Source organism: Methylobacterium sp. J-030 (assembly GCF_022829545.1).
In the GTDB taxonomy this organism is placed as follows: domain Bacteria; phylum Pseudomonadota; class Alphaproteobacteria; order Rhizobiales; family Beijerinckiaceae; genus Methylobacterium.
In genome coordinates, this window is the sequence record NZ_JAKSYM010000402.1 from 166,127 (window position 1) to 190,990 (window position 24,864).

Consider the following 24,864-nt stretch of genomic DNA (forward strand, 5'->3'; position numbering starts at 1 on the left):
GACCGAACCATTGCGCGCGCGGCTGATCCCACCATAGCCTCAGCTTTTCGGGGGCATCAGAATCATGGAAACGCCAACACGCCCGGCGGCGCCGGTCGCCAGCCCTCGCCGGCCGGGGATCGCGCGGTGACGACCGCCGGGTTCCTCGCCTACGCGCTGGCGCTGGGCGTCGCGGCCGCGATCCCGGGCCCCGGCGTCGTGGCCCTGGTCGCCCGGGCTCTGGCTTCGGGCTTCTGGGCCGGCATGGCGTTCGCCGCGGGCCTGATGCTGGGCGATCTGACCTTTCTCGCCGCCGCGGTGTTTGGGCTGACCCGCGTGGCCGAGGCGCTCGGTGACGTCTTCGTCGTGGTCCGGATCGGCGCCGGACTCTACCTCGGCTTTCTTGCGATCCAGCTCTGGCGCGCCGCGGCGCGCGTGCAGCCCGTGGCGGGCCGCGGCGCCGACCGCCCCTTCGCGAGCTTCTTCGCCGGGCTCACCGTCACGCTCGCCAACCCCAAGACGATCGTCTTCTATCTCGCGGTGCTGCCGACCCTTTTGGATCTCGGAGCCGTCACGCGCAGCGACTTCGCCCTGCTCGTGGCCGTCACGGCCCTCGTCCTGATCGCGGTGATGACGCCCTACGCCGCCCTGGCGTCGCGGGCACGGCACGCCCTGCAGACCGCGGCATTCCACCGACGGCTGAATCGCAGCGCCGCCGCCATCATGGCGGGCGCCGCGATCTGGACGGTCGCGCGTCGCGCCTGACAGGCCGGTTACGCCTCCAGCGGCTCGTCGCCGAGGTGCTCGATGCCGAAGCCCGACAAGCCGACATAGGCGCGCGACGAGGTCGCGAGGTTGCGGAACGAGATGACGCCGAGATCGCGCAGAATCTGCGCGCCGAGGCCTACCTCACGCCACTGCCGTGCGCGCAGGGCTTCCGTGCCCTCGTCTGTGGCGCTCTTCACCGGAACACCCGCAGTCCCGTCGCGGAGGTATACCAGAACCCCGCGCCCGGCCGCCGCGAAGCGCCGCAGCACCGCGTCGATCTGCCGGCCGCCGCCGATCACGTCGGCGGCGACGTTCGAGCGGTGGAGGCGGACCAGCACATCGCGCCCGTCGCCGATCTCGCCCATCACGAAGGCGAATTGCTGGATTGTCTCGAACGGCGTCGAGAACACGTAGGCGGTCATGTCGCCGTGGTTCGATCGGACCGGGAAATGCCCGACCCGCTCCACCAGCCGGTCCCGGGCCTGCCGGTAGGCGATGAGATCCGCCACCGAGACCTGCTTCAGCCCATGCTTCGAGGCGAAGGCCTCGATTTGCGGCCCCTTCATCACGGTGCCGTCGTCGTTGGCGAGTTCGCAGATCACGCCGACCGGCGGCAACTCGGCCAGCTTGCACAGATCGACCGCGGCCTCGGTATGGCCCGATCGCATGAGCACCCCGCCGTCCCGGGCGATCAGCGGGAACACGTGGCCGGGGCGGACGAAGTCGCCTGCGCCCATGTTGCCGTTGGCCAGCGCCCGGACGGTGTTGCAGCGCTGTTCCGCCGAGATGCCCGTGGTCAGCCCGTGTTTCACGTCCACCGTGACCGTGAACGCGGTGCCCAGCGGCGCGTCGTTCGAGGCGACCATCGGGGCGAGGTGCAGGCGACGCGCCTCGCCCTGCGTGAGCGGCGCGCAGACGATGCCGCAGGTATTGCGGATGATGAACGCCATCTTCTCCGGCGTGCAGAGCGAGGCCGCGACGACGAGGTCGCCCTCGTTCTCGCGGTCGTCGTCGTCGGTGACGACCACGATCTCGCCCTTGGCGAAGGCCGCGATGGCTTCGGTGACGGTGCAATGGGGCACGGGCATTCTCGAACGGGTGGGACCGCGACCGGGATCAGGGCTGCTGCCCGACCTGTCCGCGGTGGCGCAGATAATGATCGGCGAGCACGCAGGCCATCATGGCCTCCGCCACCGGGACCGCGCGGATGCCCACGCAGGGATCGTGGCGGCCCTTGGTGACGAGGTCCACCTCGGCGCCGTCCCGGGTGACGGAGCGCCGCGCCGTCAGGATCGAAGAAGTCGGCTTCACGGCGAAGCGCACCACCACCGGCTCGCCGCTGGAGATGCCGCCGAGGATCCCGCCCGCGTGGTTGGCCAGGAAACGAGGGCGCCCGTCGTTGCCGGCGCGCATCTCGTCGGCGTTGTCCTCGCCGCGCAGGGCCGCCGCCGCGAAGCCGTCGCCGATCTCGACGCCCTTCACGGCGTTGATCGACATCATGGCGGCGGCGAGATCGGCGTCGAGCTTGCCGTAGACCGGCGCGCCGAGGCCCGGCGGAACGCCCTCGGCCACCACTTCGATGATGGCGCCGACCGACGAGCCGTCCTTCCGGATCGCGTCGAGGTAGCTCTCGTAGAAGGTCGCGGTCTCGGCATCGGGGCAGAAGAACGGATTGTTGCCGACCTCGGCCCAGTCCCAGCGGGACCGGTCGATGGCGTGCGGCCCCATCTGCACGAGGGCCGCCCGGATGGTGATGCCCGGGATGACCTTCCGGGCTACGGCGCCGGCGGCCACGCGCGCGGCGGTCTCCCGGGCGGAGGAGCGCCCCCCGCCGCGATAGTCGCGGATGCCGTACTTGGCGTCGTAGGTGTAGTCGGCGTGGCCGGGCCGGTAGCTGTCGCGGATCTCGGAATAGTCCTTCGAGCGCTGGTCCGTGTTTTCGATCATCAGCGCGATCGGCGTGCCGGTGGTGAATTGGCGTCCGCCGGTGCGGTCGTCGGCGAAGACGCCGGACACGATCTTGACCTGATCGGGCTCGCGGCGCTGCGTGGTGAAGCGCGATTGGCCGGGCTTGCGCCTGTCGAGCTCCGCCTGGATCTCCTCGGCCTCCAGCGGCAGGCCGGGCGGACAGCCATCGACCACGCAGCCCAGCGCGATCCCGTGGCTCTCGCCGAAGGTCGTGACGCGGAACAGGTGGCCGAAGGTGTTGTGCGACATGGCGCGGCTGCCTTAGCGCGGGAGCGGCGGGGGCACAAACGATGGTGCGGGCTTCCGGCGCTACGCCGGCTTCGACTCGGCGATCGGTTGGACGCTGAGCCGGAGGCCAATCGCCTTGAGGACGCTCACCAGCGTATCGAGTTGCGGATTGCCCTTCTCGGACAGGGCGCGATACAGACTCTCGCGGGATCTTCCCGTCTCGGCCGCGATCTGGCTCATCCCGCGTGCCCGCGCCACATCGCCGATTGCCGCGGAAATGAGCGCGGGGTCACCATCCTCCAGCACGGCGTCGATATAGGCCGCGATGCGCTCGGGCGTGTCGAGATGTTCCACGACGTCCCACGCACGGGTATCGATGGTCATCGGCCCTGCTCCTGCCGGTTGATACGTTGTGCCTCGCGAATGTCCCGATCCTGCGTTCGCTTGTCGCCCCCGCACAGAAGCAGGATAAACGCCTCGCCGCGTTGTGCGAAGTCAACGCGGTAGCCCGGCCCATAATCGACATGCAGTTCACTCACCCCCGAACCGACGGGTCTGACATCGCCCGGATTTCCGAGTGCGAGGCGCTTGATCCGAACGTTGATCCGGGCCCGCGCCTGCTCGTCGCGTAATGCGGCAAACCAAGCCGCGAACATTTCGGTCTGACGAATTGCCGGCATCGCAGCGCGCGTAGCTTATACGCTACAGAATTAGACGGAACGCGCTAGACTATCAAGGCCGCCCCGCGCCTTAAGAGCCCGATAGGCTGCCACGGCCACCGCGAGATCGGCCCGTAGCCGCCGCTCATCTCCAAGCGCGTCGCGTTCGTAGGTGAGCCCCAGGATATGCGACGCCTCGTAGCCCTCCGGCAATTCGCCCGCGGTGCCGAGGCTGATTGTTTCATTCGGAAGCCGGTCGGCGAAGTCGGCGAGGCGCGCCCGAAGCATCGCCCCGCTCGTCCGGAGATGATCGCCCGCGCCGAACCCGTATTCGCGGATCGCCGCCACCGTTCCCTGCGCCAGCGATAGGTACACCGTCTCGCGGTGCGTCGGGAAGAGGTAGACGAGATAGTAGCCCCGGGTCGCGCTCGTGGTGATCGCGGGATCGAAGATCGCGAGCCACGGCACGGCGGCCCACTTGCTGCCCCGGCCCGGGCTGCCCTTCACGAGGAATGGGCCGTCGATCGCAGCCAATGCGCCGCGAAGCTCGTCCGGCGCGCCTTTTCGGATGACCGCGGCGAGCGGATGCCCGGCCGGCGGGTCGAGGCGCGCGAGCGGGTATTCCTCGATGATTCGCCGGAGCGCGTAGCCGAGGCTCAAGGTTGGGCCAGAACTCCACCGGTCATGGCCTCGCGGACCCCGGTCGTCGATGGGAAGGTGATGGGCAATCCCTGCAGCGAGCGCACCGCGAGGTAGGCGAAGGCCTGTGCCTCCAGATAGGCCGACGACCAGCCGATCGCGTCCGCGGTCGTGATCTCGGCGCGCAGGTGATAGTTCAACAGCCGCACCAGCTCGCCGTTGCGGGCACCGCCGCCGGCCACGATCCACCGCGTCGGGACCTCGGGGGCGTGATCCAGCGCCCGTGCCACCGCCCGAGCCGTGAAGGCGGTCAGCGTCGCGGCGCCGTCCTCAGTCGAGAGCTGGCCCGCCAACTTGTGCGAGAACCAGTTCCGATCGAGGGATTTCGGCGGCTTGCGGAAGAAGAACGGATGCGTCAGCAGCCAGGCGAGCAGTTGCTCGTCGGGCCGGCCGCGGGCGGCGGTGCGGCCGCCGTCGTCGAGGTTCTTGCCCTCGCGCTCCTGCATCCATTCGTCGATCAGCGCATTGCCGGGGCCGGTGTCGAAGGCGATCACGCCGCCCCTGGAGTCGATCAGCGTCGCGTTGGCGACGCCGCCGATATTGAGGATGCCGAACGGCCCGTCGAAGCCCGACGCGGCGGCGAGCGCCTTGTGGAACACCGGCACCAGCGGCGCCCCCTGCCCGCCCGCCTCGATATCGGCGCGGCGCAGGTCGGAGACCACCGGGATCCCGAGGCGCGTCGCCAGCGCCTGCCCGTCGCCGATCTGGATCGAGAGGCGCTGGTCCGGCCGGTGGATGACGGTCTGGCCGTGGAAGCCGATGACGTCGATCGCCGAAGCGGTCAGGCCGTTCTCCTGAAGAAAGCGCTCCACGGCCTCGGCATGGGCCTTCGTGACGAAGGTTTCCGCCTCCGGCAGACGGCCGGGCCGGTCGCCGGGATGAAGGACGGATTCCGCATCCTTGGTGGCTCCGCGCAGGAGCGCCTTCTCGTCGTCCGCATAACCGCGATATCCGGTCGGTCCCAGCGGCTCCAAGAAGTTGTTGTGGCCCTTCACCACGTGGACCCGCTCGCCATCGGTCTCGATCAGCGCGATGTCGACGCCGTCCAGCGAGGTGCCGCTCATCAGCCCGATCGCGCGCATCATCGCCATGCCGTCCCGCCCCGTGCCTTTCCGCAAACGCCCTGCTAAGAGCGCGCCATATCCTGAACCCAGCGCGAGCTAGCATGCGGGGCCTCGGCCTGTCGCGCCAGCACGCGGCCCGAGATTGTATCCATGACCGCCGAGAGCTTCGCGCCGAAATCCGACTTCCTCCGGATCCTGACCGAGCGCGGATACATCCACCAGACCTCGGACCTCGCCGGGATCGACACGGCGGCGCTCGACGGCCGTCTCACCACCTATGTCGGCTACGATTGCACGGCGCCCTCGCTCCATGTCGGGCATCTGCTCTCGATCATGATGCTGCACTGGCTGCAGGCCACCGGGGGCAAACCCATCGCCCTGATGGGCGGCGGCACCACCCGGGTCGGCGACCCCTCCGGGCGCGACGAGACGCGAAAAATCCTCACCGTGGAGCAGATCGACGCCAACAAGGCGGAGATCCGCAAAACCTTCGACCGGTTCCTGCGCTTCGGCGATGCGGCCGGCGACGCCGTGATGGTCGACAACGCCGCGTGGCTGACCAAGCTCAACTACATCGAGATGCTGCGCGACGTGGGTCGCCATTTCTCTGTGAACCGCATGCTGTCGATGGACAGCGTACGCTTGCGCCTGGAGCGCGACCAGGAACTCTCGTTCCTCGAATTCAACTACATGATCCTGCAATCCTACGACTTCGTGGAGCTGAACCGCCGCTACGGCTGCGTGATGCAGATGGGCGGCTCGGACCAGTGGGGCAACATCGTCAACGGCATCGATCTCGGCCGCCGCATGGGCACGCCGCAGCTCTACGCCCTGACCTGCCCGCTCCTGACCACATCCTCGGGCGCCAAGATGGGCAAGACCGCCGCCGGCGCCGTCTGGCTCAACCCGGACATGCTGAAGCCCTACGACTACTGGCAGTTCTGGCGGAACACCGAGGACGCGGACGTGACCCGCTTCCTCAAGCTGTTCACGCTGCTGCCGATGGACGAGATCATGCGGCTCGCGGCGCTCGCAGGATCCGAGATCAACGCCGCCAAGATGGTGCTCGCCACGGAGGCGACGGCGCTGATGCACGGCCGCGACGTCGCGGAGGCAGCGGCCGAGACAGCGCGCAAGACTTTCGTGGAGGGTACGCTCGCGGCCGACCTGCCGAGCGTCGCGGTGCCGGCCGCCGCGCTAGAGGCTGGACTCGGTGTGCTGACGGCGTTCGGGCCCGACATCGCCAAGCTCGTGCCCTCGACCAGCGAGGCGCGGCGCCAGATCAAGGGTGGCGGCCTGCGCGTCAACGATGTGCCGGTGACGGACGAGAAGGCCGTGCTCGGCCAGGGGGATCTGACGGGCGACGGTGTCATCAAGCTCTCCTTCGGCAAGAAGCGGCACGTGTTGCTGCGGGTGGAATGAGCGCTTCGGCCAACATCCTAGTCATCGACGACGAGCCGCCGATCCGGCGTCTGCTCCGGACCGGGCTCGGAACGCAGGGCTACGCGATCGTCGAGGCTGGCGATGCGGCGGCGGCGCTCGCATGTCTGGAAGCCGGGGGGCTCGACCTCGCCATCCTCGATCTCGGCCTGCCCGATATGCCCGGCCACGTGGTGCTCGGGATGATCCGCGAGCGCTGGCCCGACCTGCCAGTCCTTGTCCTCTCGAGCCGCGACGACGAGCGGGGGAAGGTCGAGGCCCTGGATCTCGGGGCGGATGACTACGTGACCAAACCGTTCGGCATGAACGAGTTGCTCGCTCGCATCCGCGCCGCACTCCGGCACCGGCTGGCCATGCAGGGTGAGCGGCCGGTCTTCAGGGTCGATGAGTTGTCGGTCGATCTTGTGCGCCGAATCGTTCGGGTCGGCGAGCGGGAGGTGAAGCTGTCGCCGCGGGAATACGACTTCCTGCGCGTGCTGGTGCAGCATGCCGGCAAGGTGCTGACTCATGCCCAGCTCATGCGCCATGCGCCGGCCTCGTCGGACCCGCAATACCTGCGCGTCTATATCCGGCAGTTGCGGCAGAAGCTGGAACCCGACCCGGAGCGCCCACGCTACCTGCTCACCGAAACCGGCGTCGGCTACCGCCTGCGCACGCCGGACTGAGGGTCCCGCCCGCTACGGGTCGAGCCCGCCTTCGACGCGCCGCGCGGCCCGAAGCTTCTCGACGCGGGCCACCGAGAACACCGATGCCTCGTAGAGCAGCAGCATCGGCAGGGCGAGCGAGAGCTGGGAGATCACGTCGGGCGGCGTCAGTACGGCGGCGGCGACGAAGACCAGCACGATCGCGTAGCGCCGCTTTGCACGCAGGAACGCCGCGTCGATGATGCCGATCTGGCCCAGCAGCGTGAGGATCACCGGGAGCTGGAACGCGATGCCGAAGGCGAAGATCAGCGTCATGATCAGCGACAGGTATTCGTCGACCTTGGGCATCAGCTTGATCGTCGGCTCGCCCGCCACGCCCACCTGCTGAAGCGAGACCGAGAACTTGATCAGCAGCGGCATCGCCAGGAAGAACACCACCAGCGCACCGAGAACAAAGAAGATCGGCGTCGCCACGAGGTAGGGCAGGAACGCCTTGCGCTCGTTCCGATAGAGCCCCGGCGCCACGAAGGCGTAGATCTGCGTGGCGATCACCGGAAAAGCCAGGAAGGCCGCGCCGAAGACGCTCAGCTTGATGTTGGTGAAGACCTGTTCGAGGAAGTGGGTCGCGATCAGCTCGGCGTTCTCGGTGCCCACTACCGACGTGTAGGGGTAGACCAGCACGTTGTAGATGTGGCGCGAGAAGAAGAAGCAACCGAAGAACATCACCACGAAGGCGGCAAGCGACTTGATCAAACGCGCTCGCAGCTCGATCAGGTGCTCGAGCAGCGGAGCCCGGGAGGCTTCGATCTCGGCCTCATCGGCGTCGGTGATCATCGGACAGCGGCGCCGTTCTTCGGATCGAGAGGGACCGCGCGGGCGTCCGGTTCCGCGGGCGGTCCGAACGGGTCATCGGCGGAGCCCGGCACGGGGAGCGGTGCCTCCGCACCGGCCTGCTGCGGGGCGGGATGCAGCTCGGCGGACGTCAGCTCCGATGCAGGCGGCAGGGCTTCCTGCTCGGCCTTCAACTGCGCCGTCGCCTCGGCGAGGGAGCGTGTCTCGGCGGCGGGCGGCGGGGGCCCCAGCTTCTCCGGCCCGACCTTGGTCCGGCCCTCGACGGCGCCCTTCAGCTCGTCGCGGATCGTCTGGACGGGGTTGAAGGTCGAGCCCACGCCGCGCACGGTATTGCGGATGCCGTCCACCTCGCGCCGGACTTCATCGAGTTCGGCCTCGCGGATCGCCTCGTTGAACTGCATCTGAAATTCGCCGGCCATGCGGCGCAGCTTGGATGTGATCTGCCCGACGGTGCGCAGCGCCTTCGGCAGGTCCTTCGGCCCGATGACGATGAGGGCGACGCCGCCGATCAGCATCACCTCGCCCCAGCTCATGTCCAGCATGTCGTCGACGGTCCTGCTGCCCTGGGAACCAAGCCGAAGCCCTGTCCCCGTCAGGCTCTACACCAGCGCACGTCCCGTGACAGTCCCCTAGACCGGCTTGCGTTCGCCGCCGGGGATGTGGCTCGCCGGGATGGCGGTGCCGGGGCTGGTCTCGGCGGTATGCGGGATCGTGCGGACGGGCTCACTCGGCGTCACCACGGTCGGGCTCGCCGGGGGCGTCTCGTCCTCGGCCATGCCCTTCTTGAACGCCTTGATGCCCTTGGCAACGTCGCCCATCAGGTCGGAGACCTTGCCGCGCCCGAAGAGCAGCATCACGATGACCGCGACGATGACCCAGTGCCAGATACTCATGCTGCCCATGGCAACCTCCTGCGTGCGCCCCGGGAAAGCGGGAGCGGGACGCCACGTCCGGTTGAGGATTTCCGAGCGAACCTAGGGATCGCGCTGCCCGAACACAAGCACGGGCGGTGGAAGGCCGCGGGTCAGGCGGCTGCCAGGGCCGCCGCGAACTGCGCCCGCGCCTCGGGCACGTCCAGGCTGTCGTCGGCGGGATCGAGGTGCGCCAGCGCGGCGTTTGCCCGCTCCGCAGCGCGTCCCGCAAGCAGAGGGGCCGTCTCGGCCACCGCCCTCATCTCGTCCATGGCCCCGTTGCAGTGAAGCGCGACATCGATGCCCGCCGCGAAGGCGCGCTCCGCCCGCTCGCGGAACGTCCCGGTCAGGGCGTGCATCGACAGGTCGTCGGTCATCAGTAGGCCGTCGAAACCGATCGCGCCCCGGATCACCTCCCGGATCACCGCCGCGGATTGCGTGGCCGGGCGCTCCGGGTCGATGGCGGTGAAGACCACATGGGCGCTCATCGCCATCGGCAGGTCGGCGAGCGCCTGAAACGGGCGAAAGTCCTGCGCCGCGAGGGTCTCACGGCTGGCCTCCACGATGGGCAGTCCGTGGTGGCTGTCGCAGGCGGCGCGCCCGTGCCCCGGGATGTGCTTCATCACCGGCAGGACTCCGCCGGCCATCAGGCCCTCGGCCATCGCCCGGCCGATCGCGGCGACGGAATTCGGGTTCGTCCCGTAGGCCCGGTCGCCGATGATATCGTGGGATCCCGGAGCCGGGACGTCGAGGACGGGGGCGCAGTCCACATTGATGCCGACCTCGGCGAGATCGTGCGCCATCAGGCGTGCGCCGAGGCGCGCGATCGTCGCGGCGCTTCCGTTCAGCCGCCCGTAGCGGCCGCCCGCCGGATAGGCCGGCCAGTGCGGAGGTCCCATGCGCTGGACCCGGCCGCCCTCCTGGTCGATCAGGATCGGCGCGGTCTCACGTCCGATGCAGTTGCGCAGGCTGTCCGTCAGGGCGCGCACCTCGTCGGGGGTGCCGATGTTGCGCTTGAACAGGATGAAGCCCCAGGGCCGCGCGTCGCGAAAGAAGGCGGCCTCCTCGGCGGAGAGCGACTTGCCGGCGCAGCCGAGAATCAGGGCACGGGAGGTCATCGGAACGTCTCGGAAACTCGGTGGGTGCGCGACACGAAGGAGTCCTCGGTCGGGCCTGAATCGATGCGGTGAGAGTCGGGCGGGAACGGGGAGCCGGCAAGACGAATCGGCGGCGCGGCGCGACGAATGGAGAAGTGAGCGGGAAGTGTTGCCGCCGGGACTCGGATCCGGCATCGCACGACAACACCACCCTGTCCGAGCCCGCGGGATCGATCCCGCCTTGGGCTTTGGAACGGCGCGGATCACGCCGTCTCCCCGACCGAATAGCCGCTCGAAAAGTCCTGCCGCGGCCCGATCACGAGCTGCTGTGCGTCAGTTCTTCGCGACGAAGCACTGGCCGCCGGCGCTTTGGAGGGCGCTGCACAAGCTGGATGCCTCGGCCTTCTCCAGCGGTCCGACGCGCACGCGGAAGATGGTCTTGCCGTTGACCTCGGCCTGGCGGATGAGTTCCGGCTTGCCTGCGAGCTGGCTGTACTTGCCCTGCATCTGATGCAGAGCGGCCCGCGCCTCCGCCGCCGAGCCGCGGACGCCGAGCTGAACCGCGAATCCGCCGACGGGGCCGGTCCGAAGCGCCGTGTCATCGGAGGCGGTGGTGCTGGCGGTCGTGTCCGGGATCGAGGCCGGGGCCGCCGTGGCGACGCGTTGCGCAGCCTTCGGCGGGGGCTTCACGGCCATCGGCTTCGGCGGTGGCGCCTCAACGGGGGTGGGGGCCGGCGGTGCCTCGACCGGGACCGGCATGGCCTGCGGCACGCTGGCCGCGGCCTGCCGGGCCGGCTTGGATCTCGGCGCGGACGGCGGGGGGGCCGGCTCATCGCCGGGCAACACCATGGTGGGGATCGGCGACGGACCAGCCTCGGCCTGCGCCTCCCGAGCCGGCGGCGTCGGGGGCGCCTCGGGCTTCACCGCGACGGTCCGGACCCGGCGGGGCTCACCGAACGCCTCGAACGGGCTGCTGCCCGGCGTCGTTCCACCCTGACCGGACGCGGCGGCCGTCGGACCCTGCGCGGCGCGCGCGGCCTCGGCCACGTCGAGCGGCTGCTCCTCGCGGTTCACGATCTTGATCTGGCCGTCCTTCTTGCCCTTGGGATCGTAGATCTGCCTGTTCTGATCGGGAATCTCGACACCGTCGGCAACCTTGGGGGCGACCTTGAGGGGTGTCGAATCGGCCTGGACCACCGGCACGCCGCCGTGGCTGCCGCTGTTCAAGCCCTTGTAGGTCAGCGCCCCCGTGACGGCGACCGCAACTACGGCGATGCCGGCGCCTACGGAGACGAGCCGACGTCGTGGATTGACACGCCGCAGGGGACGGTCTTCCGCATAGGAGTCGTCGCGGGCATCCGGAGCCGCGGCGCTTTCGGCCGAATAGGGTGATTCCTGATGCGTGTCGCGCTCGACGGAGGCGAGGTACTGATCGAACGCGTCGGCCGGCGTCGCCTTCGCGGTCTCGGGTGCGAAGCTCGGCTCGATCCGCCCGTTCCAGCCGGTCTGCGATTCGGTGGGCGCAACCGCGCGCATCTGGTCGCGCGCCGCGAGCAAGGCCCGGAACGGATCGTCCTGCCCGACGATCCGCGCCAACTCGGCCAGGGGATCCGCCTTGCCGGTGCCCTGCCCTCGGGCGGCTTCATGACCCAAATCGCGCGCGAGGGCGTCCAGATCGATCTGAGCGCGCGAAGCGTTCGTCATGGCAGCATCCTCACATCAGCGCCGGTCTGAAGGCCCGTGGGAAACGGGCCTACCGCATCTCGTCCGGCGCGGTCACACCGAGCACCGCGAGGCCCGCGGCGAGCGTGCTCCGAAGCGCTTCGGCGAGCGCCAGCCGGGCCCAGGTCGACTTTCGATCGGTTGCATTAACAAATCGTAATTGCGGCAAGTCTTTGCCCTTGTTCCAGAAACTATGCAGAGCCGAAGCCATTTCATACAGATGGAACGCGATTCGATGTGGTTCGTGGGCAACGGCCGCCGATTCGATGACGCGCGGGTACTGCGCGATGAGCCGCATCATCCCGGCTTCCCCGGGGTCGGTGAGCAGGCCGAAATCCGCTTCCGCGACAAGCTTGGCGGGCGAGAGGTCGGCTTCGGGAAACGCCTCCCGCGCCTGCCGCTGGACCGAGCGCACCCGGGCGTGGGCGTACTGAACGTAGAAGACCGGATTGTCCTTCGACTGCTCGACCACCTTGGCGAGGTCGAAATCCAGGGTCGCGTCGTTCTTGCGGTAGAGCATCATGAAGCGGATCGCGTCGCGTCCGACCTCGTCGATGACGTCGCGCAGGGTGACGAACTCGCCCGCGCGCTTCGACATCTTCACCGGCTCGCCTGCGCGCAACAGCCGCACGAGCTGGCAGAGCTTCACGTCGAGGGTCGCCTTGCCGTCGCTGACGGCCTTCACGGCGGCCTGCATGCGCTTCACGTAGCCGCCATGATCGGCGCCGAGCACGTCGATGAGTTCGGTGGCGCCCGCGCGGTACTTCGCCCGGTGATAGGCGATGTCGGAGGCGAAGTAGGTGTAGGACCCGTCGGATTTCAGCAGCGGCCGATCGCTGTCGTCGCCGAACTCCTTCGTGTGGAACAGCGTCTGCTCGCGGTCCTCCCAGTCCTCGGGGAGCTGGCCCTTCGGCGGCGGCAGGCGGCCCTCGTAGACCAGCCCGCGCTCGCGCAGCTCCTGGAGAAGCGCCTTCACGGCACCGCTCTCCTGAAGCGTCTTCTCGGAGGAGAACACGTCGTGCCGGATACCGATCGCCTCGAGATCGGCCCGGATCATGGCCATCATCATGTCGAGCGCGGTCTCGCGGACCACCGGCAGCCATTCCGACTCGGATTGATCGAGGAGCGCGCGCCCGTGGGTCTCGGCGAGCTTGGCGCCGACCGGCTTCAGGTAATCGCCCGGGTACAGGCCTTCCCCGATCACGAAGGGCTCGCCCAGGGCCTCGCGGTAGCGCTGGAAGGCCGAGCGGGCCAGCACGTCGACCTGCGCGCCCGCGTCGTTGATGTAGTATTCCCGCGTCACCGTCCGGCCGGCGGCGATCAGCAGGTTGCATAGGGCGTCGCCGAACACCGCGCCCCGGCCGTGGCCGACATGCATCGGGCCGGTGGGGTTGGCCGAGACGTACTCGACGTTGATCGGCCCCCCGGGCATCTGCGCCCGGCCGAACGCCTCCGGCGCCGTGAGCGCGCTGCGCAGCACGGCGTGAAAGATCGCGGGATCGAGCCGCAGGTTGATGAAGCCGGGGCCTGCGACGCTCGCCTCGACGATTCGCGGATCGGTCCGCAGCTCCGCGGCCAGCGCCTCGCCCAGGGCCTTCGGGTTGGCCCGCGCCTCCTTGGCGAGCACCAGGGCGGCGTTGGTGGCGAGATCACCGTGGGTGGAATCGCGCGGCGGCTCGACCACCACGCGGCCGAGATCCAGCCCCTCCGGCAGCTGGCCGGAGCGGATCAGCGCCTCCACGGCCTCGCGCACGCGCGCCTCGAACAGGGCGAAGATGTTCATCGGTCTCGGTCTCGGTCTCGCTCGCGGGGAACCTGCCGCCCGGCTGGATCGGGCTGCGCCCACCCCGGCCGTCTAGCAAGGGGGCGGGAGGGTGTCACGGCGCGGGTGCGGGCCGTCGCGCCGGCGGGATCGCGCCTGGCAGGCGGTACGATCGGGTCGACCCTCCCACGCGATGACTACCGAAGCGGCCGGTATAGACTTGTCTTGTCCGATTCAAGACGATGTCGTCTGCACCGGTCGTGAATCCCTCGATCGCGGAGACACCAATGAAGACTTTGACGATTGCCGGCTCTGCGCTGTGCGCCCTTCTGCTGGCCGCACCGACCGCGGAAGCGGGCGGGTTCCGGGGCGGCTTCCATGGCGGACACTACGGCGGCTATGGCGGATACCGCGCCGGCGGCTACGGCTATCGCGGCGGCTTCTACGGTCGGGGCTACGGCCGGGGCTACGGGTATGGGCGCGGCCTCGGCTACGGACTGGCGGGTGCGGGCCTCGGCCTCGGATTGGTCGCCGGCAGCCTCTACGGCGGCTACGGCTACGGCGGCTACGGCGGCTACGGCGGCTACGGCGGCTACGGCTACGGCGGCTACGGGTATGGCGGCTACGGCTACGGCTATCCTGCAGCCTACGGCGGCTACGGATATGGGTACGGCTACCCGGTCAGCTACGGCGGTTACGGTTACGGCTGCGGCTGCTGATCGCGAGCGCCGCCATATCCGCGGCGGTCGACGGCACCGGGATGCGGCCGGGACACGATGGTTCCCCGGCCGCATCCCGGCGCTCCTCAGGGCTCCGCCAGCGGCAATCCTCGGCTTGGCAACTCCCAGTGCAGATCCGGTGTCGCGTCGTACAGCTTGCGGTGAGCTAGCACCGCGTAGGTGTCGGTCATGCCGGCGATGTAGTCGGCGACCCGGCGGGCGATCCGGGCCGGTGCGGCACCATCGAGCCCGGCGCTCCATTCTTCGGGCATGCGCGTGGGGTCGGCGGTGAACGCGTCGAACAGATCCCGGACGATGGCGTCGGCCTTCTTGCGCACCGCGACGACGCCCGGATGCCGGTACATCCGCTCCCACAGGAAGCGCATGATGGCGGCGTCGGCGGCGGCGACCTCCGCTGAGAACGCGATGACCGGATCGGGCGCCCCGCGAATATCCTCGACGCTCCGCGGGTCCAAAGCCGCGATCCGCCGGCCGCCCACTCGGATCACATCCTCCACGAAGCGCGTGATCACCCGCCGCGCCAGCTCGTGGATCTTGCGGGAGGGCTCCAGGCCCGGGTGCAGCCCGTCGATCTCGTCCAGCAGCCCCGCCAGAAACGGGACGGCGCGCAGCTCCGGGATCTCGAACAGGCCGGCGCGCAGGCCGTCATCGAGGTCGTGCGCCGCGTAGGCGATGTCGTCGGCGAGCGAGGCGGCTTGCGCCTCCGGGCCGGCCTGGCTCCACAGCTCGAGCGGGTTCAGCGCGTCGTATTCCAGGATGGCGGCGGGGATCCCGCGCTCGACGTAGCGCGACGTCGGCCGCCCCCCCGCGTCGAGCAGCGGTCCATTGTGCTTGACCAGCCCCTCCAGCGTCTCCCAGGCGAGGTTGAGCCCGTCGAACCCGGCGTAGCGCCGCTCCAGCCGCGTCACGATCCGCAGGGCCTGCGCGTTGTGGTCGAACCCGCCATGCGCGGCCATGCAGGCGTCGAGCGCATCCTCGCCGGTATGGCCGAAGCAGGTGTGGCCGAGGTCGTGGCTCAGCGCCAGCGCCTCCGCGAGATCCTCATCGAGCCCCAGCGCCCGGGCCAGCGCCCGGCCGATCTGGCTCACCTCCAGGGTATGAGTCAGCCGGGTCCGGTAATGGTCGCCCTCGTGATGCACGAAGACCTGCGTCTTGTGCTTCAGCCGCCGGAAGGCGGTCGAGTGGATGATCCGGTCGCGGTCGCGCTGGAAGTCGCTGCGGGTCGGCGAGCCGGCCTCCGAGATGAGCCGGCCGCGGGTTCGAGCCGGATCCGTGGCGTAGCGCGCCCGCCAGCGCTCGCCGTTAGGCCGCACGGTATCCGTCCGCTGTCGCGCGCACACTGATCATGACCCCTCCTCGTCCGACGCGTTGCGGCGCAGGCCCAGGATCCATATCTTGTCGGTCATGACGCCCGGGACAACGGTCCGGCGGCGGCGTCCACCGAACGAATGCGTGGCCTAGAGACAGATGGCTGACATCACCCTGACCGATCGCGCGGCCAAGCGCATCAACGAGATCATGGTCGCCGAGCCCGCCGGCTCGTCGCTGCGGATCAGCGTCAACGGCGGCGGCTGCTCGGGCTTCTCCTACGCCTTCGACATCGTCCGGAGCCGCGAGGCGCAGGACATCGCGATCGAGCGCGACGGCGCCACCGTGGTGGTCGATCCGGTCTCGCTCGAATACATGAGCGGTTCGACCATCGATTTCGTGAACGACCTGATCGGTCAGTCCTTCAAGATCGAGAATCCGCTCGCCACGGCCTCCTGCGGCTGCGGCACCTCCTTCTCGCTGTAAGGACGCCGGCCCGGGGACGTGGCGTCCGTTGCCGGCTTGCGACACAGGTCCTGGCTCGACGGGGTGATCGGGCGGGCGCGATTGCCACGCCCGGTAAAACGCGGCACGCCTGTCGGACTCGCGTGATCGCTCTGGTTCGGACCCTGCCATGATCCATCCGAAGGCCCGCCTCCGCCGCCGGTCGGCCTTGGTGGCGGCCGGGGCGACGGCTTTGCTCGGCCTCGCCGTCCTCCCCGCGCCGATCGCCGCGCAGGAGGGCGCCGCCGCGGTTCAGGACGTGACGGTCACCGACGTGGTGCTGCCGCTGGGCGGCACGCTCCTCAAGGCGCCGAAACTGACGGCGAGCGGGACGCGCCTCTCGAAGGACGACCTCGCCGCGATCCTGCGCCCGAATTCGGCGGTTCCCTGGAACGAGCGGCTGGCGCGGCTCGATGCCGGCAGCCTGACGGTCCCCGTCCTCACCTCCGAGAATGCCGGGCCGGGCGACAATCGCCAGACCGTCACCTATCGCGACGTCGTCGCCCGGGACGTCCGGGCCGGCCGCGTCGGCGAACTCACTGCCGCCGGTGCGACGGTGGACGTGGTGGCGGGGCCGAACGGCGGCTCGGGGACCTACGGTCAGGTGCGGGCGACGGATCTCGACCTCGCGGCGCTCAGCCGGCTCTACACCGTCCCGGGCGACGGCAAGGGGCCGGTCCAGCGGGTCTACGGGACGATCCAGGTTTCGGACGTAACCTATGCGGATGCCCGCGGGACCACGGTGAAGATGGCGAGCCTGAACGGGCGCGACCTCGGCGGCCGGCAGATACCCGATGGCTGGAACGGGGCCTTCGCTATCGTGGCCGGCGGTTTCCAGGAAGGGTCCGATCGCCGCGTCTTCGCAGCTGCGGCGGCCGACCTGATCGATGCGACCACAGTGGGAAGCCTGGAGCTGACGGGTCTGAGCGTCAGCGACGCCGATCCGAAGGGTCCGCTGCTGTTCGAGATCCGCCGGATCGCCTACGCGTCCGCGGGGCCGGAAGCCGGCACGCGGCTGGAAAATCTCTCGCTGTCGCGGGGCGGCTTGCGCACGCAGCTCGGCCGTCTCACCCTGACCGGCGCGTCGCTCGCACCGACGGTTGCGGCCCTGCAGGGTATCGCCGCGGAGCCGGCGGCCGGGATCGGCTTCTCCGACGCCGAGATGCGCCGCCTCACGCCGCAGATCGGCAATCTGACCCTGAACGATCTCGCCATCGCGCTCCCCCCGGAGGCCGTACCTGAACGGCCGCCCGCCCGCGAGGCCCGCACCCCGGCGCGCGGGTCGGTTCCCGAGGCGGCCCGTCCCGGTGCCGGGCGACCTGCCGATCCGAAAGCGGCGGGCGACCCCCTCGCGGTCACGGTCACGCCGCAGCCGGAACGCCGGATCGCGCTACGCGAGGCCGCCCTCGCCTTCGGCCCGCCCAGCGACGGCGTGCCGAGGAGCAGCCGCCTCACCCTGTCGGGCCTGAGCCTGCCCGCCGATCTGCTGGCCGGCCAGCCCATCATCGGGATGCTGCCCGCCTACGGCTACCGCACCCTCGACCTGGACGTGGCGGCGGATGCGGCCTTCGACGAGAAGGCGCGCGACCTGACCGTGCGCGACGTCACGGTCTCAGGCCGCGACATCGGCACCGTCCACCTGTCCGGGACGCTGGGGGGGATCGGGCCGGAACTCCTGTCCGGCACTCTTCCGGCCGCCACGCTGCTGATGTTCTCCGGCAGCGCCAAGAGCCTCGATCTCACGGTCGAGAATGCCGGCCTGTTCGAGCGCTTCCTTGCCGCGCAGGCTAAGGATCTCAGCCTCAAGCCGGACGAGCTGCGCAAGGAATACGTCACCGCGAGCCTGCTCGGCGTTCCGATCATCCTGGGCAGCGGCCCCGCCGCCAAGGCGATCGGTGCGGCGATGGGGCAGTTCGTGATGAAGCCCGGCAAGCTTGTGCTGCACGCCAAGTCCAAGGAGCCGGCCGGTATCGGCTTCATCGAGCTCGGCGCGGCGCGCTCGCCCGCCACCGTGCTCGATCGGCTGGACGTGGACGCCAAGGCGAACTGAGGATCACGCGCTCAGTGCGCGATGATCTCCGGATGCCTTGCCGCGAGCGACGCCCGGGTCGCCTCCGACCAGGCTCGATCACGCGCGTGGCGCGGCCGGTCGAGGGGCACGTCGGCGATCAGGCTCGCCGGGCGGCGCGAGACGAGGAGCAGGCGGTCCGCGATCCCGATCGCCTCGGCGACGTTGTGGGTCACCATCAGGACACTCATGCCGGCCTGGTCGACTGTATCCACCACGAGGCCGCGCAGCTCGGCGGCGGCGGCATCGTCGAGGGAGACGAAGGGCTCGTCGAGCACCAGCACACGCGGCCCGTCGGCGAGCGCCCGGGCGAGGGCTACGCGCCGCTGCATGCCGAGCGAGAGCGCCTTCGGATAGCGCGTCCGCCACGGAGTCAGACCCAGTTGCGCGAACAGCCCGTCGAGGTCCCGGCCCCGCCGGGCCCGGGGCAGACCGAGGCGGACGTTGTGTTCGACGCTGCGCCAGGGCAGCAGCCGCGGCTCCTGGAACACGATCCCGGCCTGCTCGGCTCCCGAGACGTGGCCCTCGAACGCAGCGTCGAGCCCGAGGAGGATCCGCAGCGTCGTGGTCTTGCCGGCGCCCGAGGGGCCGATCAGGCAGACGATCTCGCCCGCCGCGATGCCGAAGGCGAGGTTGCGGACCGCCTCGACGGGCTCGGCGCCCGGTGGACGATACCATTTCGAGTCGATCGCGACCCGCAGGACGGCTTCAGCGCCAGCGGCGGACATAGGCTTCGAGCCGCTGCAGGAGGAGGACATCGATGCCGATCATCACGGCCATGAAGACGAGGCTGTAGCCGATGATCGCGGCCACGTCGGTGCTCTGGACGAAGTAGTAGTTGATCGCGAAGCCGACACCGTCGGGCCGGCCAAGCAGCTCGACGACGAGCACGATTTTCCAGGCGAGCGACAGGCCCGAGCGCGCGGCGGTGACCATGTAGGGCTGGAGCTGCGGGATCAGGACGTCGCGCGCCCAGGTCCGCCGGTCGAGCCGGTAGGCCCGGGCCATCTCGTCGAGTCCGGGATCGAGGTTGCGGGCGCCCTCGCGCACGATCACCGCGACGTTCGGCAGCTTGTTGAGCACCACCGCCAGGATGGCGGCCGTCTCGGTCAGGCCGACCCAGACATAGGCCAGAACCGTGATGACCAGGGCCGGCGTGTTGAGGAGCACGAGGAGCGGCGTGTCGAGGGCGAGGTCGGCGGCCTTCGAGCGGCCGAGCGCCACGCCGAGGGCGACGCCGAGCACCATTGCGATCGCGAAGGAGATCGCCACCCGCAGCAGGGTGACGCCGATGTTGTGGGCGAGATCGCCCCGGGCCGCCTCCTGGGCGATGAAGCTCAGCACCGCGAGCGGCGCCGGCAACAGGCGCGAATGCGCTTCGAGCGCGGCCGCCTGCCACGCGCCGATCAGCACCGCCAGGGACGCGATCCGGGTCAGCGCGCCCATGCGGTCCCGGTGATCCGGAAGCCCACGGCCGATCGGCGGCGGACGGACGCCTCAGCCATTGCGGCCGTTGTCGTAGTAGAGATCGGGCGGCAGGCTGCTCCCCTTGCCGACGAGGCGCGACCCGCCGAGCCGCGCCATCACGGCGTAGAGTTTCTCCGCATCGGCGCGCTCCTCCGCCACGGGGCGGCGCGGGATGCCGGCGAGGAAATCGCGCTTCAGCGCCTCGAAGGTGGCTTCGTCCTCCGCGGCCATCAGCGGACGCACGATCTGCCACGTGGACGGATCCTGGGCCAGCATGTCCTTGGCGGCGCGGGACGCGCGGTAGAAGCCCGCGACCGCCTCGGGCTTCTCCTTCACGGTAGCGTCCTGAAAGAGATAGCCGATCAGCGCCACATCCCCCGGGACTCCGAGCGCGTGCATGATGTCCTCGACACTGATCAGCCGCCGGAACTTCTTGGCTTGCAGGCGTGCGCCATAGGTCCAGTAGGTCAGCGCCGCGTCCAGCGCCCCCTGTTCCAACTTCAGGGTGATGAGCGGGGGAGCGCCGTAGGCGATCTCGGCGGCGTGCTCCAGATCGATCCCCGCAACATCCCTGGCCTGCGCCCTAAGGAGCAGCCAACTCTTGTCCAGGGGACCGCCCGCCACGCCGAAGCGTTTGCCATCGAGATCCTTCAGGCTCTGGATCGGGCTGTCGGCCGGCACCATCACGGCGCCCTCCGAGGTGGAATACGGGATGAAGCGGACGGCCTGCCCGTCATTGCCCAGGCGTGCCGCCCAGAGCAGGTCGCCGACGATCGTGTCGACCTGGCCGCCGATGAAGCCGATCCGCGCGGCATCGTTCCCGGCGAGCTTGACGGCGTCGAGCTGGAAGCCGTTGGCCGTATCGAGGCCGCGGGCCTTGATCACCGCCGCCTCCCAGGTCGAGGTTCCGAACGGCAGGCTCCCGAGGCGGACGACCGGCGTGTCGGCCCGCGCCGACCGGAGGCCGAGGCCGCCGAGCAGGCCCGCGGCGAGCATCGCGCGCCGTGACAGCATCACGCCTTCTCCCATGGTGTTTTGCAGTCTTCAGGCGTGGCAGACTGGATTGCGGACGTGCTCCGACGCCATTGGAAAATGGTCATAGGGCCCGCACGCCGCCGCGTCCACCGCGCGGGATACGCTTGCGCCGGACAGGCCGCAGCGGCACGCTGATCGCGGGACCAAAATGGGAGAGCGGACATGGGCGAGCGGCGTGAGGGCGTGCTGGACGACGCGATTGTGGAGGCGCGGCTCAAGGCGGAACTGCCCGCGTGGCGGCTGGAGGACGGGTGGATCCGCCGCACCTACAAGACGTCGGGCTGGAAGAGCACCCTCATGGTGATCAACACGGTGGGCCACCTCGCGGAAGCCGCCTGGCACCATCCGGATCTGACGGCCTCCTATGCCTGGGTCGAGGTGCGGCTGATGAACCACGCCGCCAAGGGCATCACCGACAGGGATTTCGCCCTGGCGAGGAAGATCGAGGAGGTCGTGTCCTGGCAACCGGGCCTGGAGGGCCAGGGGCTCGAGGGGACGCCGACCGATCCGCGCTTCGCCTACATCAAGTACGAGAAGTAGCGGACGATCACTGCGGCGCCTTCACGCGGCGGCACTCGGTCTTGAGGTAGGCGCTCTTGCCGATCTCGTCGCGCCGCTCGGTGCGGGCGATGATCTCCTGCCAGCCGGTGGCGCAGCCGAGCTCGTTGGCGACGCGGATCTTGCGCACCTCCAGCGCGCGATCGTCCGTGCAGGCATCCTGGGCGATGCCGTTGGCACAGACCAGGACGACGGCGATGAAGGCGTTCATGCTGACGGGACTCCGCGTTCCACCCGACCTTATGCACAGCGCGCCGAATGGTTGCCGTTCCGATCGGCCGAGGCAATAAAAACCAGGGTCAAGCTCAGGCGGCGCGCTGGGCGCCGTCGCTTCCCGGCCGGATGCGGTAGCAGCCGACGTACAGCGCGGGGAGGAAAAGGAGCGTCAGAACGGTCGCGGCCAGGATGCCGCCGATCATCGCGTAGGCCATCGGCCCCCAAAAAACCTCGCGGGCGATCGGGATCAGGCCGAGGCTCGCCGCGGCAGCGGTCAGCAGGATCGGCCGCATCCGGTGGCGGGTCGCCTCGAAGACGGCATCCCACGGCGCCATGCCCTCGTCCCGGAACTCCTCGATCTGGCTCACCAGGATGACGGCGTTGCGGATGATGATCCCGACCAGCGCCAGGATTCCCAGGATGGCGACGAAGCCCATCGGCTTGTCGAACAGCAGCAGCGCCGGCACCACGCCGATCAGCCCGAGGGGCGCCACCGTGAAGACGAGCAGCATCCGCCCAACGCTCTGGAGCTGGATCATCAGCAGCAGCGCCATCGCGAGCAGCATGACCGGGACGACCGCAGCGATCGGACCCTGGCCCTTGGCGGATTCCTCGACGGCGCCGCCGGTCTGCAGGACGTAGCCCTCGGGCAACGCCTCGACGAAGGCGTCGATGCCCGGCTTCAGGGCGGCCACGATGGTGGCGGGCTGCGTCGCGCCGTCGATCGTGGCGCGCACCGTCACGGTGGGGAGACGGTCGCGGCGCCAAACGATCGGCTGTTCGAGGTCGTAGCCGATCCGCGCGAAGGCGAGGAGCGGCACCACGGACCCGTTGGACAGCCCGACCTGCAGCGCTTCCAGGGTATCGAGGGAGGACCGCTCGGCGGCGCGCGCCCGGCCGACGACGTTCACGAGGTAGATCGAGTCGCGCACCTGCGTGATCGCCTGTCCGCCCTCGATGCCGTTCAGGATGCCGGCGACGTCCTGGCTCGACACGCCGAGCTGGCGCGCCTTGTCCTGCAGGATCTCGATCCGCAGGACCTTGCCGGGCTCGTTCCAGTCGAAGGTCGGCACGTTGAGACGCCTGTCGGCCGCGACCACGTTGGCGAGGTCGAGGGCGAGATGGCGGACCTTCTCGATGTCCGGCCCGCTGAGCCGATACTGGACCGGCCGCCCCACGGGCGGACCGAGGCTGAGCGGCTGCACGAGAACGTCGGTTCCCACGAAGTCGCGCCGGGCGATGTCCTGCAGGCGCGCCATCACGCGGTCGCGGACATCCAGAGACTGTGTGACGATGACGATCTGCCCGAAGAACGCGTTGGCGAGTTGCTGGTCGAGGGGCAGATAGAAGCGCACGGCGCCCTGCCCGACATAGGACGACCAGCTCGTCACATCCGGATCGTCCTTCAGCGTCGCCTCGAAGCGGTCCATCTGCGCCCGGGTCTCGGCGATCGTCGCGTTCTGCGGCAACGTCATGTCGACCAGCAGTTCCGACCGGTCCGAGGACGGGAAGAACTGCTGCTGGACGTGGCCCATCCCGACGATGGCCACCCCCATCACGGCGAGGCAGGCCACGACCGTGGTCCAGTGCCGGCGCATCGCCACGCGCAAAGCCGCCGTGAACAATCGGGTGAACAGCCCGCTCGTCTCGCTGTGATGCTTCATCGTCTTGGGCAGGAGCGTCACGCCGATCAGCGGCGCGAACAGCACCGCGACCACCCATGAGACCAGCAATGCCGCCGCGATCACCACGAACAGCGAGTAGGTGTACTCGCCGGCCCCCGAGCCGTTGAAGCCGATCGGCAGGAAGCCCGCCACCGTGACGAGCGTCCCGGTGAGCATCGGGAAGGCCGTGGAGGTGTAGGCGAAGGTCGCGGCCCTTCGAAGTGTGTCGCCCCGCTCCAGGCGCGCGACCATCATCTCCACGGTGATCATGGCGTCGTCGACCAGGAGGCCGAGCGCGATGATCAGGGCGCCGAGGGAGATGCGCTGCAGCGTCACATCCATGATCTGCATGACCACGAAGACGATCGCCAGGACGAGGGGGATCGACACGGAAACCACGAGGCCAGCCCGCACGCCGAGGCTGACGAAGCTCACCGCGAGCACGATGACGATGGCCTCGACCAGGGCCTCGGTGAAGCCGCCGACCGCGTGCTCGACCTGGCGGGGCTGATCCGACACGAGATGGACGCCCACGCCCACCGGCAGCTTGGCCTCGATCAGGCGCATCCGCTCCTTCAGCGCATCGCCGAAATGGAGCAGGTTGGCGCCGGGCCGCATGGCGATGGCGAGCCCGATCGCAGGCTTGCCGTCGACCCGGAACAGGGCGGCGGGCGGGTCCTCGTAGCCGCGGCTGATCTCGGCGATGTCGGCGAGCCGGAAGAAGCGGTCGTTCACCCGCAGATTGAAGTCCTGAAGCGCGGCCTCCGACGCGAAGGAACCGCTGACCCGCAGCGACACGCGCTCCGGACCGGCCTGGACCACGCCCGATGCCGAGACCGCGTTCTGCGCCTGGAGCGCCTTGATGAGGGCCGAAAAGTCGATGCCGTAGCCGGCGAGCTTGCGGGTCGCGAAATCGAGGTAGATCGTCTCGGCTTGGGCGCCGATGAGCTGCGTCTTACCGATATCGGGCACCCGCAGCACCTCGGTGCGCACGCCCTCGACGTAGTCGCGCAACTGCCGGTAGGTCAGCTCGTCCGCCGTGAAGGCGTAGATGTTGCCGTAGACGTCGCCGAACTCGTCGTTGAAGAACGGCCCCTGCACCCCCTCGGGGAACTGCCCCTTGATGTCGCCCAGGCGCTTCCGGACCTGATAGAAAGCCGGCTGAATCTCGCTCTTTTTCAGCGTGTCGCGGAACTGTACGAACACCGTGGACGCGCCCGGCGTCGTGTAGCTGCGGACGTAATCCAGCCCATTGAGCTGTTGCAGTTCCTTCTCGACCCGGTCGGTGACCTGATCGAGGGTCTCCTTGATGGTCGCGCCCGGCCACGTTGTCTGCACCACCATGGTCTTGATCGTGAAAGGCGGGTCCTCCTCGCGGCCGAGGCGGGAATACGCCATCACGCCCGCGATCAGCGCCAGGAGCATCAGGAACCACACGAACGAGCGGTGCCTGAGCGCCCAATCGGAGAGATTGAAGCTTTTCACGCGAAACCCCGTGGCGCCAGCGGGCG

25 protein-coding genes are annotated in these 24,864 nt (G+C 69.4%); 7 read left to right on the forward strand and 18 right to left on the reverse strand.

Annotated elements, in window-relative coordinates; translation table 11 throughout:
* Positions 1-126: 126 nt before the first annotated feature.
* Positions 127-744 carry a LysE family translocator gene (locus MKK75_RS33260; protein ID WP_244046734.1) on the forward strand — a complete coding sequence of 206 codons (618 nt, stop codon included), beginning with the start codon at positions 127-129 and terminating at the stop codon, positions 742-744.
* Between the two features lie 8 nt (positions 745-752).
* Here MKK75_RS33260 and ribB read toward each other — a convergent pair whose 3' ends face one another.
* From ribB to MKK75_RS33290, 6 genes are read right to left on the reverse strand one after another with little or no spacing between them, the layout of a single operon-like run.
* Complete coding sequence (ribB, locus tag MKK75_RS33265; protein WP_244046735.1) at positions 753-1,829, reverse strand: 3,4-dihydroxy-2-butanone-4-phosphate synthase; 1,077 nt, start codon at positions 1,827-1,829, stop codon at positions 753-755.
* A 34-nt stretch (positions 1,830-1,863) separates the two neighbouring features.
* Complete coding sequence (gene aroC, locus MKK75_RS33270; RefSeq protein WP_244046736.1) at positions 1,864-2,964, reverse strand: chorismate synthase; 1,101 nt, start codon at positions 2,962-2,964, stop codon at positions 1,864-1,866.
* Positions 2,965-3,024: 60 nt separating this feature from the next.
* Positions 3,025-3,327, reverse strand: a complete 303-nt coding sequence (locus MKK75_RS33275; protein ID WP_244046737.1) for an addiction module antidote protein — start codon at positions 3,325-3,327, stop codon at positions 3,025-3,027.
* Positions 3,324-3,623, reverse strand: coding sequence for a type II toxin-antitoxin system RelE/ParE family toxin (locus MKK75_RS33280; protein ID WP_244046738.1), 300 nt, complete (start codon positions 3,621-3,623; stop codon positions 3,324-3,326). Before MKK75_RS33280 ends, MKK75_RS33275 begins: the two co-directional genes overlap by 4 nt.
* Before the next feature lie 30 nt (positions 3,624-3,653).
* Positions 3,654-4,262, reverse strand: coding sequence for a DUF3578 domain-containing protein (locus MKK75_RS33285; RefSeq protein ID WP_244046739.1), 609 nt, complete (start codon positions 4,260-4,262; stop codon positions 3,654-3,656).
* On the reverse strand, positions 4,259-5,392 hold the full coding sequence (locus tag MKK75_RS33290; protein WP_244046740.1) for an anhydro-N-acetylmuramic acid kinase: 1,134 nt from the start codon (positions 5,390-5,392) through the stop codon (positions 4,259-4,261). Before MKK75_RS33290 ends, MKK75_RS33285 begins: the two co-directional genes overlap by 4 nt.
* Positions 5,393-5,515: 123 nt before the next feature.
* On the opposite strand from MKK75_RS33290, the gene tyrS reads away from it, so the two are divergent.
* Together tyrS and MKK75_RS33300 are read left to right on the forward strand one after the other, a co-directional pair.
* Positions 5,516-6,787, forward strand: coding sequence for a tyrosine--tRNA ligase (gene tyrS / locus MKK75_RS33295; RefSeq protein ID WP_244046741.1), 1,272 nt, complete (start codon positions 5,516-5,518; stop codon positions 6,785-6,787).
* Positions 6,784-7,470 carry a response regulator gene (locus tag MKK75_RS33300; RefSeq protein ID WP_244046742.1) on the forward strand — a complete coding sequence of 229 codons (687 nt, stop codon included), beginning with the start codon at positions 6,784-6,786 and terminating at the stop codon, positions 7,468-7,470. Before tyrS ends, MKK75_RS33300 begins: the two co-directional genes overlap by 4 nt.
* Before the next feature lie 12 nt (positions 7,471-7,482).
* On the opposite strand, the gene tatC is transcribed toward MKK75_RS33300, so the two are convergent.
* The 6 genes from tatC to argS all read right to left on the reverse strand — a co-directional run bounded on the left by tatC (position 7,483) and on the right by argS (position 13,814).
* Positions 7,483-8,283: a twin-arginine translocase subunit TatC gene (tatC, locus tag MKK75_RS33305; protein WP_244046743.1), complete on the reverse strand. Its 801-nt coding sequence runs from the start codon at positions 8,281-8,283 to the stop codon at positions 7,483-7,485.
* Positions 8,280-8,843, reverse strand: a complete 564-nt coding sequence (gene tatB, locus MKK75_RS33310) for a Sec-independent protein translocase protein TatB (protein WP_244046744.1) — start codon at positions 8,841-8,843, stop codon at positions 8,280-8,282. The genes tatC and tatB overlap by 4 nt, the downstream gene beginning before the upstream one ends.
* Before the next feature lie 87 nt (positions 8,844-8,930).
* The gene (locus MKK75_RS33315) at positions 8,931-9,203 is read right to left on the reverse strand and encodes a twin-arginine translocase TatA/TatE family subunit (protein ID WP_244046745.1); all 273 of its coding nucleotides are present in this window, start codon (positions 9,201-9,203) and stop codon (positions 8,931-8,933) included.
* Positions 9,204-9,325: 122 nt separating this feature from the next.
* Positions 9,326-10,330 carry a beta-N-acetylhexosaminidase gene (gene nagZ, locus MKK75_RS33320; protein ID WP_244046746.1) on the reverse strand — a complete coding sequence of 335 codons (1,005 nt, stop codon included), beginning with the start codon at positions 10,328-10,330 and terminating at the stop codon, positions 9,326-9,328.
* A gap of 312 nt (positions 10,331-10,642) precedes the next feature.
* Entirely contained in the window at positions 10,643-12,013 is a 1,371-nt protein-coding gene (locus MKK75_RS33325) for an SPOR domain-containing protein (protein WP_244046747.1), read from the reverse strand.
* Between the two features lie 49 nt (positions 12,014-12,062).
* A complete protein-coding gene (gene argS / locus MKK75_RS33330; protein ID WP_244046748.1) occupies positions 12,063-13,814 on the reverse strand; it encodes an arginine--tRNA ligase in 1,752 nt (583 codons plus the stop codon).
* Between the two features lie 266 nt (positions 13,815-14,080).
* Between argS and MKK75_RS33335 the strand changes: the two genes are divergently transcribed.
* The gene (locus MKK75_RS33335) at positions 14,081-14,512 is read left to right on the forward strand and encodes a hypothetical protein (RefSeq protein WP_244046749.1); all 432 of its coding nucleotides are present in this window, start codon (positions 14,081-14,083) and stop codon (positions 14,510-14,512) included.
* An 86-nt stretch (positions 14,513-14,598) separates the two neighbouring features.
* Here the strand turns inward: MKK75_RS33335 and MKK75_RS33340 are convergent, their stop codons facing one another.
* A complete protein-coding gene (locus tag MKK75_RS33340; RefSeq protein WP_244046750.1) occupies positions 14,599-15,846 on the reverse strand; it encodes a deoxyguanosinetriphosphate triphosphohydrolase in 1,248 nt (415 codons plus the stop codon).
* Positions 15,847-16,000: 154 nt separating this feature from the next.
* Between MKK75_RS33340 and MKK75_RS33345 the strand changes: the two genes are divergently transcribed.
* Entirely contained in the window at positions 16,001-16,327 is a 327-nt protein-coding gene (locus MKK75_RS33345) for a HesB/IscA family protein (protein ID WP_244046751.1), read from the forward strand.
* Between the two features lie 148 nt (positions 16,328-16,475).
* The gene (locus MKK75_RS33350) at positions 16,476-18,395 is read left to right on the forward strand and encodes a hypothetical protein (protein WP_244046752.1); all 1,920 of its coding nucleotides are present in this window, start codon (positions 16,476-16,478) and stop codon (positions 18,393-18,395) included.
* 11 nt (positions 18,396-18,406) lie between these two features.
* Here the strand turns inward: MKK75_RS33350 and MKK75_RS33355 are convergent, their stop codons facing one another.
* Genes MKK75_RS33355 through MKK75_RS33365 form a run of 3 tightly spaced genes read right to left on the reverse strand, consistent with a single transcriptional unit; the run spans position 18,407 to position 20,894 of the window.
* Complete coding sequence (locus MKK75_RS33355; RefSeq protein ID WP_244046753.1) at positions 18,407-19,141, reverse strand: ABC transporter ATP-binding protein; 735 nt, start codon at positions 19,139-19,141, stop codon at positions 18,407-18,409.
* On the reverse strand, positions 19,122-19,859 hold the full coding sequence (locus MKK75_RS33360) for an ABC transporter permease (RefSeq protein ID WP_244046754.1): 738 nt from the start codon (positions 19,857-19,859) through the stop codon (positions 19,122-19,124). The genes MKK75_RS33355 and MKK75_RS33360 overlap by 20 nt, the downstream gene beginning before the upstream one ends.
* A 51-nt stretch (positions 19,860-19,910) precedes the next feature.
* Positions 19,911-20,894: an ABC transporter substrate-binding protein gene (locus tag MKK75_RS33365; protein ID WP_244046755.1), complete on the reverse strand. Its 984-nt coding sequence runs from the start codon at positions 20,892-20,894 to the stop codon at positions 19,911-19,913.
* Between the two features lie 183 nt (positions 20,895-21,077).
* Between MKK75_RS33365 and MKK75_RS33370 the strand changes: the two genes are divergently transcribed.
* A complete protein-coding gene (locus MKK75_RS33370) occupies positions 21,078-21,455 on the forward strand; it encodes a 4a-hydroxytetrahydrobiopterin dehydratase (protein ID WP_244046756.1) in 378 nt (125 codons plus the stop codon).
* Between the two features lie 7 nt (positions 21,456-21,462).
* On the opposite strand, the gene MKK75_RS33375 is transcribed toward MKK75_RS33370, so the two are convergent.
* Both MKK75_RS33375 and MKK75_RS33380 read right to left on the reverse strand, forming a co-directional pair.
* Entirely contained in the window at positions 21,463-21,684 is a 222-nt protein-coding gene (locus MKK75_RS33375; protein ID WP_244046757.1) for a hypothetical protein, read from the reverse strand.
* A gap of 94 nt (positions 21,685-21,778) precedes the next feature.
* The gene (locus MKK75_RS33380; protein ID WP_313901913.1) at positions 21,779-24,838 is read right to left on the reverse strand and encodes an efflux RND transporter permease subunit; all 3,060 of its coding nucleotides are present in this window, start codon (positions 24,836-24,838) and stop codon (positions 21,779-21,781) included.
* Positions 24,839-24,864: the final 26 nt, after the last annotated feature.

Bases quoted from the DNA above. Each gene is read 5' to 3' on its own strand.
- MKK75_RS33315 (WP_244046745.1), bottom strand. From the start codon at position 9,203: ATGGGCAGCATGAGTATCTGGCACTGGGTCATCGTCGCGGTCATCGTG.
- MKK75_RS33300 (WP_244046742.1), top strand. From the start codon at position 6,784: ATGAGCGCTTCGGCCAACATCCTAGTCATCGACGACGAGCCGCCGATC.
- MKK75_RS33325 (WP_244046747.1), bottom strand. From the start codon at position 12,013: ATGACGAACGCTTCGCGCGCTCAGATCGATCTGGACGCCCTCGCGCGC.
- MKK75_RS33280 (WP_244046738.1), bottom strand. From the start codon at position 3,623: ATGCCGGCAATTCGTCAGACCGAAATGTTCGCGGCTTGGTTTGCCGCA.
- MKK75_RS33275 (WP_244046737.1), bottom strand. From the start codon at position 3,327: ATGACCATCGATACCCGTGCGTGGGACGTCGTGGAACATCTCGACACG.
- MKK75_RS33365 (WP_244046755.1), bottom strand. From the start codon at position 20,894: ATGCTGTCACGGCGCGCGATGCTCGCCGCGGGCCTGCTCGGCGGCCTC.
- MKK75_RS33290 (WP_244046740.1), bottom strand. From the start codon at position 5,392: ATGGCGATGATGCGCGCGATCGGGCTGATGAGCGGCACCTCGCTGGAC.
- argS (WP_244046748.1), bottom strand. From the start codon at position 13,814: ATGAACATCTTCGCCCTGTTCGAGGCGCGCGTGCGCGAGGCCGTGGAG.
- MKK75_RS33375 (WP_244046757.1), bottom strand. From the start codon at position 21,684: ATGAACGCCTTCATCGCCGTCGTCCTGGTCTGTGCCAACGGCATCGCC.
- tatC (WP_244046743.1), bottom strand. From the start codon at position 8,283: ATGATCACCGACGCCGATGAGGCCGAGATCGAAGCCTCCCGGGCTCCG.
- tyrS (WP_244046741.1), top strand. From the start codon at position 5,516: ATGACCGCCGAGAGCTTCGCGCCGAAATCCGACTTCCTCCGGATCCTG.
- MKK75_RS33355 (WP_244046753.1), bottom strand. From the start codon at position 19,141: ATGTCCGCCGCTGGCGCTGAAGCCGTCCTGCGGGTCGCGATCGACTCG.
- aroC (WP_244046736.1), bottom strand. From the start codon at position 2,964: ATGTCGCACAACACCTTCGGCCACCTGTTCCGCGTCACGACCTTCGGC.
- nagZ (WP_244046746.1), bottom strand. From the start codon at position 10,330: ATGACCTCCCGTGCCCTGATTCTCGGCTGCGCCGGCAAGTCGCTCTCC.
- MKK75_RS33370 (WP_244046756.1), top strand. From the start codon at position 21,078: ATGGGCGAGCGGCGTGAGGGCGTGCTGGACGACGCGATTGTGGAGGCG.
- MKK75_RS33345 (WP_244046751.1), top strand. From the start codon at position 16,001: ATGGCTGACATCACCCTGACCGATCGCGCGGCCAAGCGCATCAACGAG.
- MKK75_RS33335 (WP_244046749.1), top strand. From the start codon at position 14,081: ATGAAGACTTTGACGATTGCCGGCTCTGCGCTGTGCGCCCTTCTGCTG.
- MKK75_RS33350 (WP_244046752.1), top strand. From the start codon at position 16,476: ATGATCCATCCGAAGGCCCGCCTCCGCCGCCGGTCGGCCTTGGTGGCG.
- MKK75_RS33360 (WP_244046754.1), bottom strand. From the start codon at position 19,859: ATGGGCGCGCTGACCCGGATCGCGTCCCTGGCGGTGCTGATCGGCGCG.
- tatB (WP_244046744.1), bottom strand. From the start codon at position 8,843: ATGCTGGACATGAGCTGGGGCGAGGTGATGCTGATCGGCGGCGTCGCC.